Consider the following 15,316-nt stretch of genomic DNA (forward strand, 5'->3'; position numbering starts at 1 on the left):
TATTTCTCTAAGCTGAAACCTGCCTAATGCCTCAAAAAAGCTGGCGCGAAGCACTCGACGCCTACTCTAGCCCCTCGACACTGGTACTACTGCTACTTGGATTCGCCGCAGGCATGCCTTACATGCTGGTGTTTTCCACTTTGTCAGTATGGCTGCGTGAAGCCGGTGTCGCCCGCGAAACCATCGGTTTTGCGAGCCTGATCGGCCTCGCCTACGCCTTTAAATGGGTTTGGTCGCCACTACTCGACCAGTGGCGTCTGCCGCTACTGGGGAGACTGGGACGCCGCCGTTCCTGGCTCGTGCTTTCGCAATTGTTGATTGTTGTCGGCATGGCTGGCATGGCCATGTGTGACCCACAAACCCGTCTGACCTGGCTGATTGCGCTTGCGGTATTGGTCGCGTTCGCCTCGGCCACCCAAGACATTGCCGTCGATGCTTATCGCCTTGAGATTGTCGACGACAGCCGTCAAGCAGCTCTCGCCGCCAGCTACATGGCCGGTTACCGCATCGCTGCACTGCTTGCCACTGCTGGTGCGTTGTACTTCGCCGAAGGTTTTGGTTCAACCACACAGCTTTATCAGTTCAGCGCGTGGTCGAGTACCTACCTGGTATTTGCTCTGCTGATGGTGCCTGCGCTGATTACCAGCTTGTGGATGCGCGAGCCCGACGTGCCAATTCGTACGCAAATGGCAGCCGCTCGCTATGGATTTAGCCATCAGATTGCCTCGGTACTGGTACTGATTGTATTGCTGGTTTCGGTACCGGCGATGTTCACCCAACTCTATAACACCGACTTCGCCAGCGTTATATCGGGCCAGATGAGCATGCTCGACCTGCTGCTGACCGATCGCGCATTTCTGCGCGCCCTGCTCTACACCATTTTGACAACCCTGTGCCTGTCATCAATGGGCCGTCGCAGCTTGGCACCGGTACTGACACCGGTGAACGACTTTGCCATGCGCTATCGCTGGCAGGCCCTCATCTTGCTCGGGCTGATCGCCACGTACCGTATGTCCGATACGGTGATGGGCGTGATGGCTAACGTGTTTTATATCGACCAAGGTTTCACCAAAGATCAGATCGCCAGCGTCAGCAAGTTGTTTGGTTTGGTTATGACGCTCCTCGGCGCAGGTTTCGGTGGATTGCTGATCGTCCGCTTTGGCATTCTGCCGATCTTGCTTATCGGCGGTGCAGCGTCAGCAGCAACTAATCTACTGTTCCTTATGCTCGCCGGCATGGGTGCGAATCTGGATATGCTGATTATCACAATATCAGCCGACAACTTCAGCGCAGGCCTCGCCACAGCGGCGTTTGTAGCCTATCTATCGAGCCTGACCAACCTCAAGTTCTCAGCGACCCAATATGCCCTGCTCAGCTCCATCATGTTGCTGTTGCCAAGACTGATTGGTGGCTACTCCGGGGTTATGGTCGAGAAGTTCGGTTACCCACATTTTTTCCTGATCACCGCTCTGCTCGGCTTGCCAACGCTATTTTTGATCATCATTCAGTGGCGTCGTGAACGCTCACAGGCCGATGGCAAATCGTCTGCGCCAGCCAGCCCCCCCCCGCCTCCAAGCTCGACCGAGCAAGCTTAAACGCGACTAAACAGTGGTGGTGCCTAGAGCGCCACCGCCTGCAAGATAAGCACTTTGGTAACAATTTAAGGGCGATCTACTGCGATCCTGCAATAAAGTGGTGGTATTGTTGATGGCTAACTTGGATTTTTCACTCAAGGCTATTCTATTAGTCCAAATAACAATAAAAACAACGCTACGCCAACGCTGACGCAACCCATTTAGTTTGTTTGCACGGCAGAGGCACAGAGCGATTGGTTTTACGCTACGGAGCGCAGCATGCAGGCAGAGCAACATCCAGCTTCCACCGCCGAAAACAATGTGTTTGATACATGGTGGAAAAAACAAGGCGAATGGGTTGAAGAACCCAACGTTCGTCGCGGCGGAGAAAGTGGTGTACAGCGCATCTACGATGACAACGGCAACCTACTCTACGCCAAGCGCCAAACGGGACACATTCACCGCAGTTGGCTACATCCACTGGGTCGCCTGACTGTTTTGCGTGAGCGCGATGCGCTGATCGGTGCACGTAAGGCTGGCGTCAATGTGCCGCAGATTGTGTACTGCTCAACCAGCAATGAGCGTGGTTTGCTGATCACTGCCGCATTGCAAGGCTACCAAACCATTGAAGACTGGTATGCCGCTGGCGGCCGCGAGCAATATGGTGAAGCACTGCACACCCAATTGCTAAAAACCATAGGCATCAACATCGCCAGACTCAACCGCGCACGCTGGCAACATGGCTGCATCTACGCCAAGCATGTGTTTGTTTATGTTGAAGGTGAAGGGGCTGCGGCCAAACCGCATGCAGCGCTACTTGACCTTGAAAAGTGTCGCCAGCGCTTGACCAGCAAACAAGCCGCATTGCACGACATCAAGCAGCTACGTCGCCACTCCGACTGGAGTGCAGCGGACTGGAAAGTCCTGAAAGACGCTTATGAGCAGGAATTTGGTCGCAAACTGAGCGAACTGCCCGACTGATCAAAAACCTGAACAACCCCGCCAGACATTTGGCAATCATCTGCCTGGCTGGGTTGTATACGTCACCGGCGCTTGGAAAAGCTTACGCCGCAGGCGCCTGCACCATGTGCATGACACGCTGAGGGAACGGAATTCCGATACCCGCTTCAGTCAACTCCACTTTGGCTCTTTCGGTGAAATCGAAAGTCACTGGCCAGTAATCCCCCGTCGCAACCCAAACGCGCAACGCCAAATCAACCGAACTCTCGCCCAGTCCCGTCACATACACCACCGGCTCTGGCTTGGTATGTACACGCGGGTCCTCAGCGATTTTCAACAGCACTTCTCGAGCTTTTTTGATGTCGCTCGAGTAATCAATGCCTACTGCGATATCAACACGGCGCGTGGGTTCACGCGAATAATTGGTGATATTGCCATTCGACAGGCTGCCGTTCGGCACAATAATCACTTTATTGTCAGCAGTTTTCAGCGTGGTATGGAAGATCTGAATGGTATCGACGCTGCCGCCTACCCCTTGACCTTCGATCCAATCACCCACCCGAAACGGGCGGAACATCATGATCAGCACGCCACCGGCAAAGTTAGCCAGGCTGCCTTGCAGCGCCAAGCCAATTGCCAAGCCTGCGGCACCAATCATCGCAATAAATGAAGTGGTCTCAACCCCAATCATCGACGCAACGCTGATGATCAGTAGTATTTTCAGGATGATATTGCCCAGGTTGCCGATAAAGCCATTCAGTGCAGGATCAAAACTGCGCGCACTGAGCAGCTTGGAAACGCGGCGAGTCAATGAATTGATCAACCACCAGCCGATACACAGGGTCAGTAAGGCCAAGCCGAACTTCAAGCTGTAACTCACGATTATTGGCAACCATGCCTCGGACATAGTGAGAATTTGATCGACAGTTATATCCATGGAACACTCCCTTTATAAACATTCGTGCCCTTAATCAGACACGTAAAACGAAATCGCCATGGCAAGCCATGGCGATTAAATTGCTAATACACCTTTTTGCGACGACAAAGTACCGCCAAGGTTCAACCCATTATGGGTTAATCGCGGAAATTGTTGAACTGCAGTGGCATATCGAACTCTTTTGCCCGCAATACGGCAATTGCTTCTTGTAAATCATCACGCTTCTTGCCAGTCACACGAACCTGCTCGCCTTGAATAGCAGCCTGTACCTTGAGCTTGGCGTCTTTAATGTAGGCGACGATTTTTTTCGCCAGTTCTTTGTCGATACCTTCACGCAGGTTGGCTTCCTGCTTCATGGACTTACCGGAAGCGTAGGCATCCTTGAACTCAAGGCATTGCACATCAATCTTGCGTTTAACCAAGCTGAGCTTGAGAATTTCAGCCATTTGCTCAAGCTGAAAATCTGCATCGGCGGTTAAAGTGACCGTTAAATCTTTAGCTTCGAAGCTGCCTTTACCGCGAAGATCGTAACGACGTTCCAGTTCTTTCATGGCATTGTCGATGGCGTTAGTCACTTCGTGTTTATCTAGCTCGGACACCACGTCGAACGAAGGCATAGGTTTCCTCCTGTGTTTGGCGCGACCCACATCACGAATGGGCCGCTGATTGCTTGACGATTAAAAATCCTAGTCATTATATATCGGGAGCGACATCGACTGCCCAGCGACGGCCCCAGATCACACCTTCTTTTGTGAGTTTTAAATGCCTAACCCACACCTCAGCATCATGGTGGTGGACGATGCCAAGTTCTCCAGTGCAATCATCGGCCGCATGCTGAACCAAGCCGGATACATTGATATCCGCTTCGCCAACAGCGCCAACGAGGCGATCAAGCAGCTTGAGGCACGCCCTGCAAGCGTGCTCCTTGCCGACTGGTTAATGCCCGAAACAGACGGTTTGATGCTCACCTCCCAAGTGCGTCAGTTGGATGAGACTTCCGATCATTACACCTACGTGATTTTGCTCACTGGCAAGGAAGGGGAAAACGTCCTGAGCGAAGCCTTTGACAGCGGTGTGGATGACTTCATCAACAAATCAGTGATGAACGAGCAACTGGTGCCGCGCGTGTACGCCGCTGACCGCTTATGCAGCACATTGCAACGCCTGCTGATCGAAAATCGTTTACTGACTGACAATATCGCCAGCCTCGAACAGCGCAACTTGGTTGATTCGCTTACAGGTCTTGGAAATTTGCGCTACCTGGAGCAAAAACTCGAAACTGGCTTGCGCAACGTCGAGTCACGCGGCGGCGCGCTGGGTTACTTGCTGATTGGTCTACAAGAAGCGAACGAACTGCGTAAGCAATACGGTGAGTCCCTCTACAACGAGCTCCTACACAGTGTTGGCAGGCGCCTGCAACAACTGGTTCGTCCACTCGATGTGCTGACCCGCATAGATGACAATCATTTTGGTCTGGTCACGTTGCTGTCCAACCTGCAAGAGTGCTCACCGAGCAGCTTCAAGCGTTTGCACGAGGGCCTCAACCTCAAAGCCTTCAAGACCAGCGAAGGTTTTATCAGCCTCAAGGCGGGGGTTTGCTTGATCGGGCTCAACAACCGCAACTTGCCCGTTAGCCCAGCTGACTTGATCAACAGTGCCAAGCGCCTGTTACCCGAGTCCTACGCCAGCGGCCGCGTCGCTGCAATGCGCTTGCCTGAGACCGCTTGAATATGCGCTGGCATATCCTCGGTGCAGGCTCTCTTGGCAGCCTCTGGGCGGCAAGGCTGTATCGGGCCGGTTGTGATGTAGAGTTAATTTTACGCGACCAACAGCGCCTTGCTAGCTATCAAAGCGCCGGTGGCCTGACCCTGATCGAAGACAATCAGCCTCATTGCTACCCAATACCTGCTGTCAGTATTGATGACTGCGGCCCTATCTCGCGACTGCTGCTGGCCTGCAAAGCCTACGACGCGCCAACGGCTATCATCCAACTGGCGCCCCTGCTTGCAGAAGATGCAGAGGTTATCCTGCTGCAAAACGGTCTCGGCAGTCAGGAGCGTGTAGCGGCACTGATCCCCCAGGCCCGCTGCATTTTGGCTTCGAGTACTGAGGGCGCATTTCGTCAGGCCGATTTTTGCACCGTGTTTGCTGGACACGGCCACACTTGGCTGGGAGACCCATTGCAGTCTGAACCACCGACTTGGCTGGTCGATTTACAGCAAAGTCAAATCAATCACGACTGGGCAGAGGACATCGTCAGTCGTCTATGGCGCAAGCTGGCACTTAACTGCGCGATCAATCCACTGACAGTTTTATACGACTGCCGCAATGGTGGCTTGCTTGAACACCAGGCTGAAGTGGCCACCCTGTGTCATGAGCTGAACCAATTGCTTCACGCCTGCGGCATGTCGACAGCTGCAACAGGCCTGCATGAACAAGTGATACGCGTGATCAACGCCACCGCCGCTAACTACTCATCAATGCATCAGGATGTCAGCCAAAAACGCCGCACTGAGATTGCTTATCTGATCGGTTACGCCTGCGCCGCCGCTGAACGCCAACAGCTACAACTACCGCATTTAAATGCCTTAAACGAGCGACTTGGCCAGTACCTTGATGCACACGGATTGCCCCGCCACTAGCACCACGCTACCCTCATAGCATTCTAGCCACTGCGACCTCTCCTGCTATGTCCCTGCGCCAGCATTTAGAAAACCTACCCGTTGGCCGAAAAATGCTTTCAGCACTGTTGGTGCTCGTCATCGCCGTGTTGCTGGTTGCCAACTTGACCTTTATCAGTGCGGCTTACTGGATTTCCCAGCAAAGCATGGCGCCGCAAGCGATGCACACGCTCGGACGAATTATCGCCAGCCCCGAGCTGAGCCATAAAGCCTTAAGCTCAGCCAGCGAGGCGCAAGCGGTGCTCAAACGGTTGGACGACTACCCGCCGTTACGCGGTGCGGTGATCTACGGCAGTAACGGGCGCAGCCTCGCGCAGTTACAGCGCGGTGAAAAGCTCGAGATGCCTGAACGCCTCGAGGAGCTAGACTCTTGGCGCGTAACCGAATTTCGCAGCAATCAACTAATTGAATTGCCGCAGCTCAATGGGCGCCCCGGTCATTTGCTGCTGGTCGCCTCCAGCGAGCTACCCGGCGCTTTCTACACCGGCACGCTGACAGCCAGCCTGTTGATTCTGGCCGTTAGCGCAATGCTCTGGTTTTTGGTCGCTCGACAGATCCGGCGTTTAATCACCAAACCGATTCGTAAGCTCGAAGAGCTGTCGCGCCAAGTGACCCGTGAAGAAAATTACTCCTTGCGCGCCAAGCGCGGGAATAAAGACGAAATCGGCAGCCTTGCGGATGCGTTTAATACCATGATGATGCGCATCGAGGCACGTGAGCAGCAGCTCAAGCGCGCCCGGGACGAGTCGCAAACAGCCTTCGATCAAGCCCAGCAACTGGCAGAAGAAACCCGCCATTCGAACCGTAAGCTTGAGCTGGAAGTTCAGTTTCGCAGCAAGATTGAAAAGAAACTCACCGGTTTTCAAAACTATCTCAACAGCATCATCGACTCGATGCCTTCCGCGCTTATTGCCTTGGATGACGAGCTTTACGTCACGCAATGGAATCAGGAGGCCAGCGCTCTATCGGGGACCACGCTAGATGAAGCACTTAACCAGCCGGTGTTCCTGGCCTTTCCACACCTTAAGCTTTACCTCAACCAACTCAAGCGCACCATCGATAAACATAAGGTCGAAAAAATTGAGCGGATTACGTGGAGCCGAGAGGGTCAGCCGCACCACTTTGCCCTGACGTTCTACCCTCTGACCGGCGTTAGCGGCCGTGGCGTAGTGATCCGGATTGACGATATTACTCAGCGCCTCAACCTTGAAGAGGTCATGGTTCAATCCGAAAAAATGTTATCTGTAGGAGGCCTGGCCGCAGGCATGGCCCATGAGATCAACAACCCGCTCGGCGCCATACTGCATAATGTGCAGAACATTCGCCGGCGCTTGTCGCCCGAGCTTGAGCGTAATCGTGAGATAGCGGCGCAAGAAAATATCTCACTGGAAGCCATAGACCGTTATTTGCAAGCCAGGGAAATTCCACAGTTACTCGGGGGCATTCAGCAGGCTGGTACACGGGCCTCTAAAATCGTCAGCCACATGCTCAACTTTAGCCGGTTGAGCAACCGTCAATTAATCCCTTGTAAACTGCCTGCGCTTATCGACCAAGCGCTCGAGATCGCCAGCAATGACTTTGACCTGGCTGAACGCTTCGATTTCAAGAGCCTGATTATCGAGCGCAAATTTGACCACACCCTTGGCCCGGTACCGGTCACCGCGAACGAGCTAGAGCAGGTTTTGCTCAACCTGTTGAAGAACGCAGCCCAGGCCATTCATCAGCGCGATGATCAACGCACTCCAGGGCGAATTAGCTTACGCACTCGCCTGAGTCCACCATGGGCAATCATTGAAGTTGAAGACAACGGCATTGGCATGCCCGAATCAGTGCGCAAACGAATATTTGAACCGTTTTTTACCACCAAGGAAGTCGGCCAAGGTACCGGGTTGGGTTTATCAGTCTCTTACTTCATTATCACCAACAATCACAAAGGGCAGATGGAAGTACAGGCCAACAAGGATAAAGGCACTTGCTTTATTCTGCGCTTACCACTTATAGCCCCACCTCAAGCCACAGGTTTATAAACATGGGTTTTCGCCTCTCAAAAATTTATACCCGCACCGGCGACGCTGGCGAAACCGGTTTGGCAGATGGCCGGAGAGTGACTAAAGATCACCCCCGCGTTGAAGCCATGGGCGAAATTGACACGCTAAACAGTCATATCGGCCTGTTGATTGCCGAGTTGCAACAGCTAACAAGCCAGCACCCAGAGCTAAACGATGTAATTGAGGTTCTGGAACCCTGCCAACACCGTTTGTTTGACTTGGGTGGCGAGCTGGCGATGCCCGACTACCAAGCTCTGCAAACGACTGAAGTTGAGCGCCTGGAGCAAGCTATTGATCGCTGGAATGAAGTCCTCGGCCCGCTTGAGAACTTCATCCTTCCTGGCGGTTCGAAACTCGTCGCGCAAGCACATATTTGCCGGAGTCTGGCGCGTGGCGCTGAGCGGCGTTGCCAGCATCTAAACGCACAAGAGCCTATGCGCAAGGTCGGGCTGGCTTATATAAATCGTATGTCTGACCTGCTGTTTGTTGCGGCCAGAATCATCGCCCGGCACCAACACGTCAGCGAAGTGCTCTGGCAGGCAGCGCCAAAGCACGTTGAGTAACAAGTAGCGCCAACAACTCCCAAATAGGTTTCGTGTGATTCCTCGTGAAACTTAGGGTGACTGGCGCTTTTTAGCCACCAATAGCAGCCGCGTATATTCGGTGTATTGGCTAAGCCATGGTGGACATGCTTCGTGTTGTCTTCCCCTACGGATTGCTTAGAGCAAACTCAACTGGCTTTGGAAACTGCGTTCCTTACCACTTACCGGGTCAATGAACTCCAGCCCCTGCGCCAGCAGTTTCAGTGGTTTGCTGTAGTCATCAGGCGTGTCCTGGGCATCTATCACCTCGGGATAAAACGGGTCATTGCAGATTGGCGCGCCTAATGCGGCGAGATGCACACGCAACTGATGCTTTTTCCCGGTCACCGGATACAACGCATACAGCCATTGATCCCCTAACTTCTGCGCAACTTCAATGCGCGTCTCGGTATTGGCAATACCCTCAACTTCTTGCATGCGAAAGAATGGCTCGCCAGGCCCAAAGCGAGTTTTGCGCAACAGCGGAAATGTCAGCTCGGGCAATGCCTTGGCAAGGGCTTCATAGCGCTTGATGATTTTCCGCTCGCGAAACAACGCTTGATACAGCCCACGGGTTTGTACATTGGTCGAAAACAGCACCAAGCCTGCGGTATGCCGGTCAATGCGGTGCAACGGCACAATATCCGCATTGGCAAAACGCTTGGTCAACCGCGCCTGCAACGTCTGTTCAACGTAGCCTCCGGAAGGCATCACCGGTAAAAAATGCGGCTTGTCGACAACCATTAAATGCTCATCAAAGTGCAAAACGACTTCGTCGAATGGAATGACTATTTCAGATGGCACTTCACGAAAATAATGCACACGCAGTCCGGTTTTGTAGGGATGCTCCAAGCCGAGCGCAACGCCATCGGCATCAAGCACGCGACCACGTTCAAAGCGGTCAACCCAGACCTCACGCGTAACGCCGGAAAAATGCGCGCACAAGCAATCCAGAACCGTCAGCCACTGGCCTTGCGGCAAGTGAACGGTACTGGGGCGCATGTTTGAAGGGGAACGGGCTTGAACAGGCATTTAGACTCTCGACGGCTGACTACAGATGCATCCATTGCATATTAGGCCGTAGTCATGCCGAGCGCGTCAAAGGTCATACTCAATACAACACACTGCATGGCACTGTGCAGGTCTTTGGCTCGCTTAAAGAGTTGCCCTGCCTCTAGGCATTGCCTGGCGCAGTTACTTCATCCTCTTGAGCCAAAGCTATTAGTTCATGCTTGCTTGCGTAAAACATAGATGCGCCACAGCGCATAACCTGGAATGAAATCCTTGTGGCCAACAATTTCGAAACCGGCCTGTTTAAACTCCGCCTCAATGATCTCGCGAGGAATCACAAAACGGTTTTGCAGCATAGGATCACGCTCGGCAAGCGGTCGACGAGCTTCGCTGCGGCGCCGTTTCCAAGCTTTGTAATTACCGTCCACCCACAACGACATGACCACTGTATCTCGGGTTACGCGCCTGAACTCTTGGAGCATGGCCTGACGATGTTCTGCCTTGCCGATATGGTGCATTAAACGCATCGAGAAGATGCAGTCGACTGCATTCTCACCAAGATCAATATCAAAAGCCGAGGTCTGAAACGGCTTAACACGGGCCACAACTTCTGCTGGCTGCCCGCGCATACCGGTATCAAGCATGTCTTGCGAGTTGTCGGCAGCGAGAATCATACGATTAGGTTGCTCGCAGAGCATCGGCCAAAAACGCCCCGCACCCGATGGCAGATCCAGAACCAAGCTTGGATCACCTGCCATTTTCAATGCAGCACGGGCAATTTGTACCTCACGCCAATGCGACATGCGCCGAGACAAGCCTGTCTTGTGCTTGTTCAAATACATTTTGGCGTGTTCGCGATCGTACTTGCTAGAAAACTCGAGCTCTATTGGGCTTGTTTTAGACATAGCGTTGACTCACTTGAATTACGTGAATCAACGCTAACCGGCAAGTCATCATGGTGGCGTCAAGGCAATGTGAAAAAACCGTGAAACCAACCAGCTTTTCAGGGGCCAGAGCCTTTAAGTGATGCGAAATATTACTCAGCCGGCTTCAAAAACACTCTGAACTCACTTCCAGATGGCTCCAGGTTTTTCACACTAACGACCCAATCTTCATGAGAGCAAATACGCTTGACCAAAGACAAACCAAGCCCTAAACCTTCTCCGCGCGATTGCTGACCGCGCACAAAGGGTTTGAACATTTGCTCATGTTGCTCCAACGGAATCCCCACGCCGCTGTCCACAACACAAAAGCCATCAGCCATTAACACCAAACGTACGCCCCCCGCCTCTGTGTAATGCAATGCATTGCGCAGCAAGTTGGACATAACAGTACGCAAAAATGTCAGGTTGTAGCATGTGTCATTAGCGCCCTGATCGACCATTTCGAATGTCAGGCCTTTTTCTCTGATCATCCCGCCCCAACGCGTACTCTGCTCGTCTGCGACAGCGCGTAGTGTCACCCGACCGCCCTCAATGGAGTCACTGCTGGTAGCACGAGCCAGGAGCATGAATGTTTGCACCAATGAATTCATCTCATCTGTGGCCCGCTTAATGCGCTGGACCTTATCGCGCTGACGCGGCTCAAGATTGGTCGCCACATCAAGCAACTCACACGATGAGTTGATGACCATCAACGGGGTCCGCAATTCATGACTTACATCACTGGTAAACAATCGCTCGCGCTCGAGCGATTTACGCAACTGCCCCAACGTGCTGTCAAAAGCTTGGGCTAAGTGCCCGACCTCATCATCGGCATAGTCGGGTGCAATATTGGGTGCGAGTTGATGTAACTGATCGCGGTGCCGCACCTGGCTGGCCAAGCGCACAACCGGCGCGACGATTTTTCGGGCCAGCCACAAGCCAAGTATCCAGGACAGAATCACACTCAGAACGAAGCCCGCAACAACTGCGCGATAAAGCGCCGTTTCACGCTCTTCAAACTCTTGCTGCTCCTGCACCAAAAAAAAGCTCTGCCCACCAATATCAGATCTAAAGATGTAGAAGGCTTGAGTCTCGTCTACCACTTCAGAAAAACCTTGTTCAGCCTTTGCAAACTGCGGAGGTGTCGTATAACGAGGCAAATCTGAGGCAAAAAAACGCGTGCGTGAATCAAGCCGTGGCGGCAAGCCGTTGGCCAGATCATGCTGTAAAACACCTTCCAGCTCCTCATTGAGTTCTTGTGAAACCAAGTTCTCCTCAATGAAATGAACAACCGCGACAATACTCAACGAAAAGAGCCCGCTGACACAAAAAGTCATCACCACAAAAGCGATAACAATGCGCCTGAGCAGTGGTTGTTTAGCCACCATCAGCGGACTCCGCAAGGCGATAGCCGACGCCGTGAATGGTGTGTAGCAAGGGTTTATCGAATGGCTTGTCGAGGACTTGACGCAACTGATGGATATGGCTGCGTAAGCTATCGCTGTCTGGGCAATTGTCACCCCAAAGGGTTTCTTCCAGCATCTCACGGCGAACCACCGCGGGGCTTTTTTGCATCAGCACAGCCAGTAATTTCAGGCCAAGAGGATTTAGCTTCAAGGCTTGGTTAGCACGCGAGATGTATAAGGTGTCGAGGTCATAAACAAGGTCACCAACTTGCAACTTGCGCTTGCGACTGCCATGGCTTCTGCGCAATACCGCTTCAATACGTGCAACCAATTCAGACAACGCAAAAGGCTTTAGCAGGTAATCATCAGCGCCTGCACCCAGCCCTTGCAGCCGATCATCCAGCGCGTCACGGGCGGTCAGCATGATCACTGGCGTCTCGCTGAGAGCATCTTCTCGTAGCCGCTTACACAACTGATAGCCATCCATGCGCGGCAGCATGATATCCAGCACGATCAAGTCGTAGTGCTCCGTAACGGCCAAGTGCAAACCGCTGACACCGTCTTGAGCACAATCGACCGTATAACCTTTCATGGTCAGGTAATCCATTACATTGGCGAGGATGTCTTGATTGTCTTCAACCACAAGAATACGCATCTTGATCATGCCTCCGGGCAACGCTGCTGAAATGCTGTGCTCCAGTATTAAACACCAATCTTCGCGCAGTGGTCGATGCGTCGGTCGTTACAGCGGTTATCAGCCAAGCGCCCAATAGGTTTAACGCCTCTCTCACACACGAGCGACAGCAAGCCCACACGCGGTGCTTTACCCCCCAGCAGCGTCTAGAAAGCAGCGTTATGGCGAATCGACTCAATCCAGAACAGACACAGCGACAGCGTGATCAGAGAGCCGACTGTCGACAACAAAATACTGCTAGAGACAACGGCTGCATCACGACGATAGAAATCGGCCAGCATAAAAGGGCCAGTCCCCGTTGGCAGCGCGGCCAATAACACTGCCGACATTGCCCACAAAGGTGGCAACTGAAATACCCAGAATGCCAGAATCCAGACCAGCAACGGATGCAAAAACAGCTTAAGCAACACTAATGGAATGCTCCCCTGACTTTGCCCCGACTGTTTATGCGCCAAGAACAGGCCCAGCGAAATAAGCGCGCAAGGCGCCGTGGCATTACTCAACAGGGTCAGAAAGGAATGTACAGGCGCAGGTAACGGCGCCCCCGAATAAGCCCAAAGCCCACCCAAAACAGGGGAAATAACCAGCGGATTCCTGGCCAGTGCCAAGGCCACTTTGCGCACTGCACGCAACATGTGTTTCTCGCCTTGCAGGGCCACTTCAATGCATACAACTGACAGCGCAAAGAGCACGCAGATCACGATCAAGCTGGCAATCAGTGCAGGCTCCAAACCATCGTCACCAAACACCAGTATGCACAGCGGAATCCCCATATAACCGGTGTTCGCGTACGAAGCACTCAGCCCCTGGATGCTGGCATCAGCTAAATCCCCAGACTTGCGCATGCGCCAAAACACGGTAGCAATGAACACAACCAAGGTGCCTATGGTGTAGGCCAAAATGAATTCAGGCTGCCAGATGTGCGACCACAAGGCTGTAGCTGTGGCCTCAAACAGCATGGCTGGCAAGCAGAGCCAGACCACCATTCGGTTAATTTCTGAGGCGGCGTCGGGCCCCAACAGTTTCAGCTTTCGACATGCAAAGCCTGCCAGAATTAGCGCAAAAATCGGCAGGATGACACTCAGCACTGACGCCATAAAAACAGCTCTCTTGCTAGAACATGGATTGCCCGGCACGCACATCAAGGCGGCTGGAACACCATAGGGAACCTCTGAAAAAGGTAGCGAGCGACGATAGTACAAGGCAAAAAAAAGCGAAAAAGCGGAGTTTAGTTGGCCTAAATGAGCATTTTGAGCAGTTTTTTAACGCAGCAAGGGCTGCCCCATAATATCTAGCGCAGTAGTTTTTCAGAGGTTCCTTAGGTCGTCACATAAAAGTTATCCGGCCCTCTCTAGTGCGCTCCGGTACAATGCGGCGACAAGATCGGTCTGAGTCACGATACCCAGCAATACCTTATTCTCTCCTAGCACTGGCATGCGATGCTCAACCGAAGAGCCGAGGCTTTCGAGCAAATACGACACCGGCCAATCGCTTTTGCAGGTCAATACATGGCGCTGCATGATGCTCTCACAAGTGCCTTGGACATCTGCTGTCGCCACCACATCATGCAAACTCAACATGCCTTGCAGTTGCTTGCTCTGGTTGATGACCGGCAGCGCACTCAGGCGGTGTTCGAGCATGATCGTCAACGCAGCGCTGACAGATGTTTGCGCACCCACACTGAGAACATCCTCTGACATGATGTCGCCGCAACGTATCTCGCCAAACCGACGACGGTAAGCACGCTCTTCGGTTTGACGCAGAATCTCCTCAAGGTCATCACGGGCAATGTCGAGCAATTCTCCGCGCGCATTGAGCACAGCATCAAGATCGTCTGGGGTAAATCCCACCCGGTCACGCGGCAAGGCATCGATGGTTTTATGCGGGTTGTGATGATCACTCGCCCGGTGAGGGTATCGCCGCTGCAACAGGTTATTGAACAACAATGCGATCAACAGCATCGCTGCAGCATTAATCGCCACCGGGAAAACCACAAAGTGATAACCCAGTTGGGCAACAGGTTCTCCAGCCAATACCGCGGACAAAGCCACTGCACCGCCAGGCGGGTGCAGACAACGCAAGGCGAACATCAAGCCAATTGCCAGACCTCCCGCCAAACCTGCAACCCAGCCGCTATGCCCCAGCCAACGCGCACAGCTGACACCTACCAGCGCCGAGACCACACATCCCCCAAGGATTGACCAGGGTTGCGCCAGCGGGCTCGAAGGCACGGCAAACAACAATACGGCGGAGGCCCCCATTGGCGCTATCAGCCATAGGCTGGATGCGCCAAGAACTGAATGGCAAAACCAAGCCGTGAACGACAAGCCGAAAAAAGCGCCAAGACAACTGACTGCCTGCTGGCTTTTGCTGATTGCCATCGGCGCGGGCCAGAAAGATCGCAGCCACGCTTTAGTACTACTCACCGGTGCCCCTCAGCTATAAAAAGTTTAATTTGACGCAGCATCAACACAGAGCATCGTGCATGCGGCTTGACCCTA

Annotated in this window: 14 protein-coding genes; 6 read left to right on the forward strand and 8 right to left on the reverse strand. The window is 53.2% G+C overall.

Features of this window, described 5'->3' with window-relative positions; translation table 11 throughout:
- Positions 1-26: 26 nt before the first annotated feature.
- Both B9K09_RS17575 and B9K09_RS17580 read left to right on the forward strand, forming a co-directional pair.
- On the forward strand, positions 27-1,595 hold the full coding sequence (locus tag B9K09_RS17575; protein ID WP_087518033.1) for an AmpG family muropeptide MFS transporter: 1,569 nt from the start codon (positions 27-29) through the stop codon (positions 1,593-1,595).
- Between the two features lie 258 nt (positions 1,596-1,853).
- Positions 1,854-2,555: a lipopolysaccharide kinase InaA family protein gene (locus B9K09_RS17580; RefSeq protein WP_087518034.1), complete on the forward strand. Its 702-nt coding sequence runs from the start codon at positions 1,854-1,856 to the stop codon at positions 2,553-2,555.
- An 82-nt stretch (positions 2,556-2,637) separates the two neighbouring features.
- On the opposite strand, the gene B9K09_RS17585 is transcribed toward B9K09_RS17580, so the two are convergent.
- Together B9K09_RS17585 and B9K09_RS17590 are read right to left on the reverse strand one after the other, a co-directional pair.
- Positions 2,638-3,471, reverse strand: coding sequence for a mechanosensitive ion channel family protein (locus tag B9K09_RS17585; protein WP_087518035.1), 834 nt, complete (start codon positions 3,469-3,471; stop codon positions 2,638-2,640).
- Between the two features lie 137 nt (positions 3,472-3,608).
- Positions 3,609-4,088, reverse strand: a complete 480-nt coding sequence (locus B9K09_RS17590; RefSeq protein ID WP_087518036.1) for a YajQ family cyclic di-GMP-binding protein — start codon at positions 4,086-4,088, stop codon at positions 3,609-3,611.
- Positions 4,089-4,233: 145 nt separating this feature from the next.
- On the opposite strand from B9K09_RS17590, the gene B9K09_RS17595 reads away from it, so the two are divergent.
- Genes B9K09_RS17595 through B9K09_RS17610 form a run of 4 tightly spaced genes read left to right on the forward strand, consistent with a single transcriptional unit; the run spans position 4,234 to position 8,763 of the window.
- On the forward strand, positions 4,234-5,199 hold the full coding sequence (locus B9K09_RS17595) for a response regulator (RefSeq protein WP_087518037.1): 966 nt from the start codon (positions 4,234-4,236) through the stop codon (positions 5,197-5,199).
- Positions 5,200-5,201: 2 nt separating this feature from the next.
- Entirely contained in the window at positions 5,202-6,113 is a 912-nt protein-coding gene (locus tag B9K09_RS17600; protein WP_087518038.1) for a putative 2-dehydropantoate 2-reductase, read from the forward strand.
- Positions 6,114-6,160: 47 nt separating this feature from the next.
- On the forward strand, positions 6,161-8,179 hold the full coding sequence (locus tag B9K09_RS17605; protein WP_087518039.1) for an ATP-binding protein: 2,019 nt from the start codon (positions 6,161-6,163) through the stop codon (positions 8,177-8,179).
- Positions 8,180-8,181: 2 nt separating this feature from the next.
- Positions 8,182-8,763 carry a cob(I)yrinic acid a,c-diamide adenosyltransferase gene (locus B9K09_RS17610; protein ID WP_087518040.1) on the forward strand — a complete coding sequence of 194 codons (582 nt, stop codon included), beginning with the start codon at positions 8,182-8,184 and terminating at the stop codon, positions 8,761-8,763.
- Positions 8,764-8,919: 156 nt separating this feature from the next.
- On the opposite strand, the gene B9K09_RS17615 is transcribed toward B9K09_RS17610, so the two are convergent.
- The 6 genes from B9K09_RS17615 to B9K09_RS17640 all read right to left on the reverse strand — a co-directional run bounded on the left by B9K09_RS17615 (position 8,920) and on the right by B9K09_RS17640 (position 15,241).
- Positions 8,920-9,813, reverse strand: coding sequence for a pseudouridine synthase (locus B9K09_RS17615; protein ID WP_087518041.1), 894 nt, complete (start codon positions 9,811-9,813; stop codon positions 8,920-8,922).
- Between the two features lie 194 nt (positions 9,814-10,007).
- The gene (locus B9K09_RS17620; protein WP_087518042.1) at positions 10,008-10,697 is read right to left on the reverse strand and encodes a class I SAM-dependent methyltransferase; all 690 of its coding nucleotides are present in this window, start codon (positions 10,695-10,697) and stop codon (positions 10,008-10,010) included.
- Between the two features lie 131 nt (positions 10,698-10,828).
- Entirely contained in the window at positions 10,829-12,103 is a 1,275-nt protein-coding gene (locus B9K09_RS17625; RefSeq protein WP_177408677.1) for a HAMP domain-containing sensor histidine kinase, read from the reverse strand.
- Complete coding sequence (locus tag B9K09_RS17630; protein ID WP_087519152.1) at positions 12,093-12,776, reverse strand: response regulator transcription factor; 684 nt, start codon at positions 12,774-12,776, stop codon at positions 12,093-12,095. The genes B9K09_RS17625 and B9K09_RS17630 overlap by 11 nt, the downstream gene beginning before the upstream one ends.
- Positions 12,777-12,961: 185 nt before the next feature.
- A complete protein-coding gene (locus tag B9K09_RS17635; RefSeq protein ID WP_087518043.1) occupies positions 12,962-13,912 on the reverse strand; it encodes an AEC family transporter in 951 nt (316 codons plus the stop codon).
- A 240-nt stretch (positions 13,913-14,152) separates the two neighbouring features.
- Positions 14,153-15,241 carry an HPP family protein gene (locus B9K09_RS17640; RefSeq protein WP_218191969.1) on the reverse strand — a complete coding sequence of 363 codons (1,089 nt, stop codon included), beginning with the start codon at positions 15,239-15,241 and terminating at the stop codon, positions 14,153-14,155.
- Between the last annotated feature and the right edge of the window lie 75 nt (positions 15,242-15,316).

It is taken from the genome of Pseudomonas sp. M30-35, assembly GCF_002163625.1.
GTDB lineage: Bacteria > Pseudomonadota > Gammaproteobacteria > Pseudomonadales > Pseudomonadaceae > Aquipseudomonas.

Excerpts from the sequence above, each read along its gene's own strand:
- B9K09_RS17575 (WP_087518033.1), top strand. The coding sequence starts at position 27 with ATGCCTCAAAAAAGCTGGCGCGAAGCACTCGACGCCTACTCTAGCCCC.
- B9K09_RS17580 (WP_087518034.1), top strand. The coding sequence starts at position 1,854 with ATGCAGGCAGAGCAACATCCAGCTTCCACCGCCGAAAACAATGTGTTT.
- B9K09_RS17585 (WP_087518035.1), bottom strand. The coding sequence starts at position 3,471 with ATGGATATAACTGTCGATCAAATTCTCACTATGTCCGAGGCATGGTTG.
- B9K09_RS17590 (WP_087518036.1), bottom strand. The coding sequence starts at position 4,088 with ATGCCTTCGTTCGACGTGGTGTCCGAGCTAGATAAACACGAAGTGACT.
- B9K09_RS17595 (WP_087518037.1), top strand. The coding sequence starts at position 4,234 with ATGCCTAACCCACACCTCAGCATCATGGTGGTGGACGATGCCAAGTTC.
- B9K09_RS17600 (WP_087518038.1), top strand. The coding sequence starts at position 5,202 with ATGCGCTGGCATATCCTCGGTGCAGGCTCTCTTGGCAGCCTCTGGGCG.
- B9K09_RS17605 (WP_087518039.1), top strand. The coding sequence starts at position 6,161 with ATGTCCCTGCGCCAGCATTTAGAAAACCTACCCGTTGGCCGAAAAATG.
- B9K09_RS17610 (WP_087518040.1), top strand. The coding sequence starts at position 8,182 with ATGGGTTTTCGCCTCTCAAAAATTTATACCCGCACCGGCGACGCTGGC.
- B9K09_RS17615 (WP_087518041.1), bottom strand. The coding sequence starts at position 9,813 with ATGCCTGTTCAAGCCCGTTCCCCTTCAAACATGCGCCCCAGTACCGTT.
- B9K09_RS17620 (WP_087518042.1), bottom strand. The coding sequence starts at position 10,697 with ATGTCTAAAACAAGCCCAATAGAGCTCGAGTTTTCTAGCAAGTACGAT.
- B9K09_RS17625 (WP_177408677.1), bottom strand. The coding sequence starts at position 12,103 with ATGGTGGCTAAACAACCACTGCTCAGGCGCATTGTTATCGCTTTTGTG.
- B9K09_RS17630 (WP_087519152.1), bottom strand. The coding sequence starts at position 12,776 with ATGCGTATTCTTGTGGTTGAAGACAATCAAGACATCCTCGCCAATGTA.
- B9K09_RS17635 (WP_087518043.1), bottom strand. The coding sequence starts at position 13,912 with ATGGCGTCAGTGCTGAGTGTCATCCTGCCGATTTTTGCGCTAATTCTG.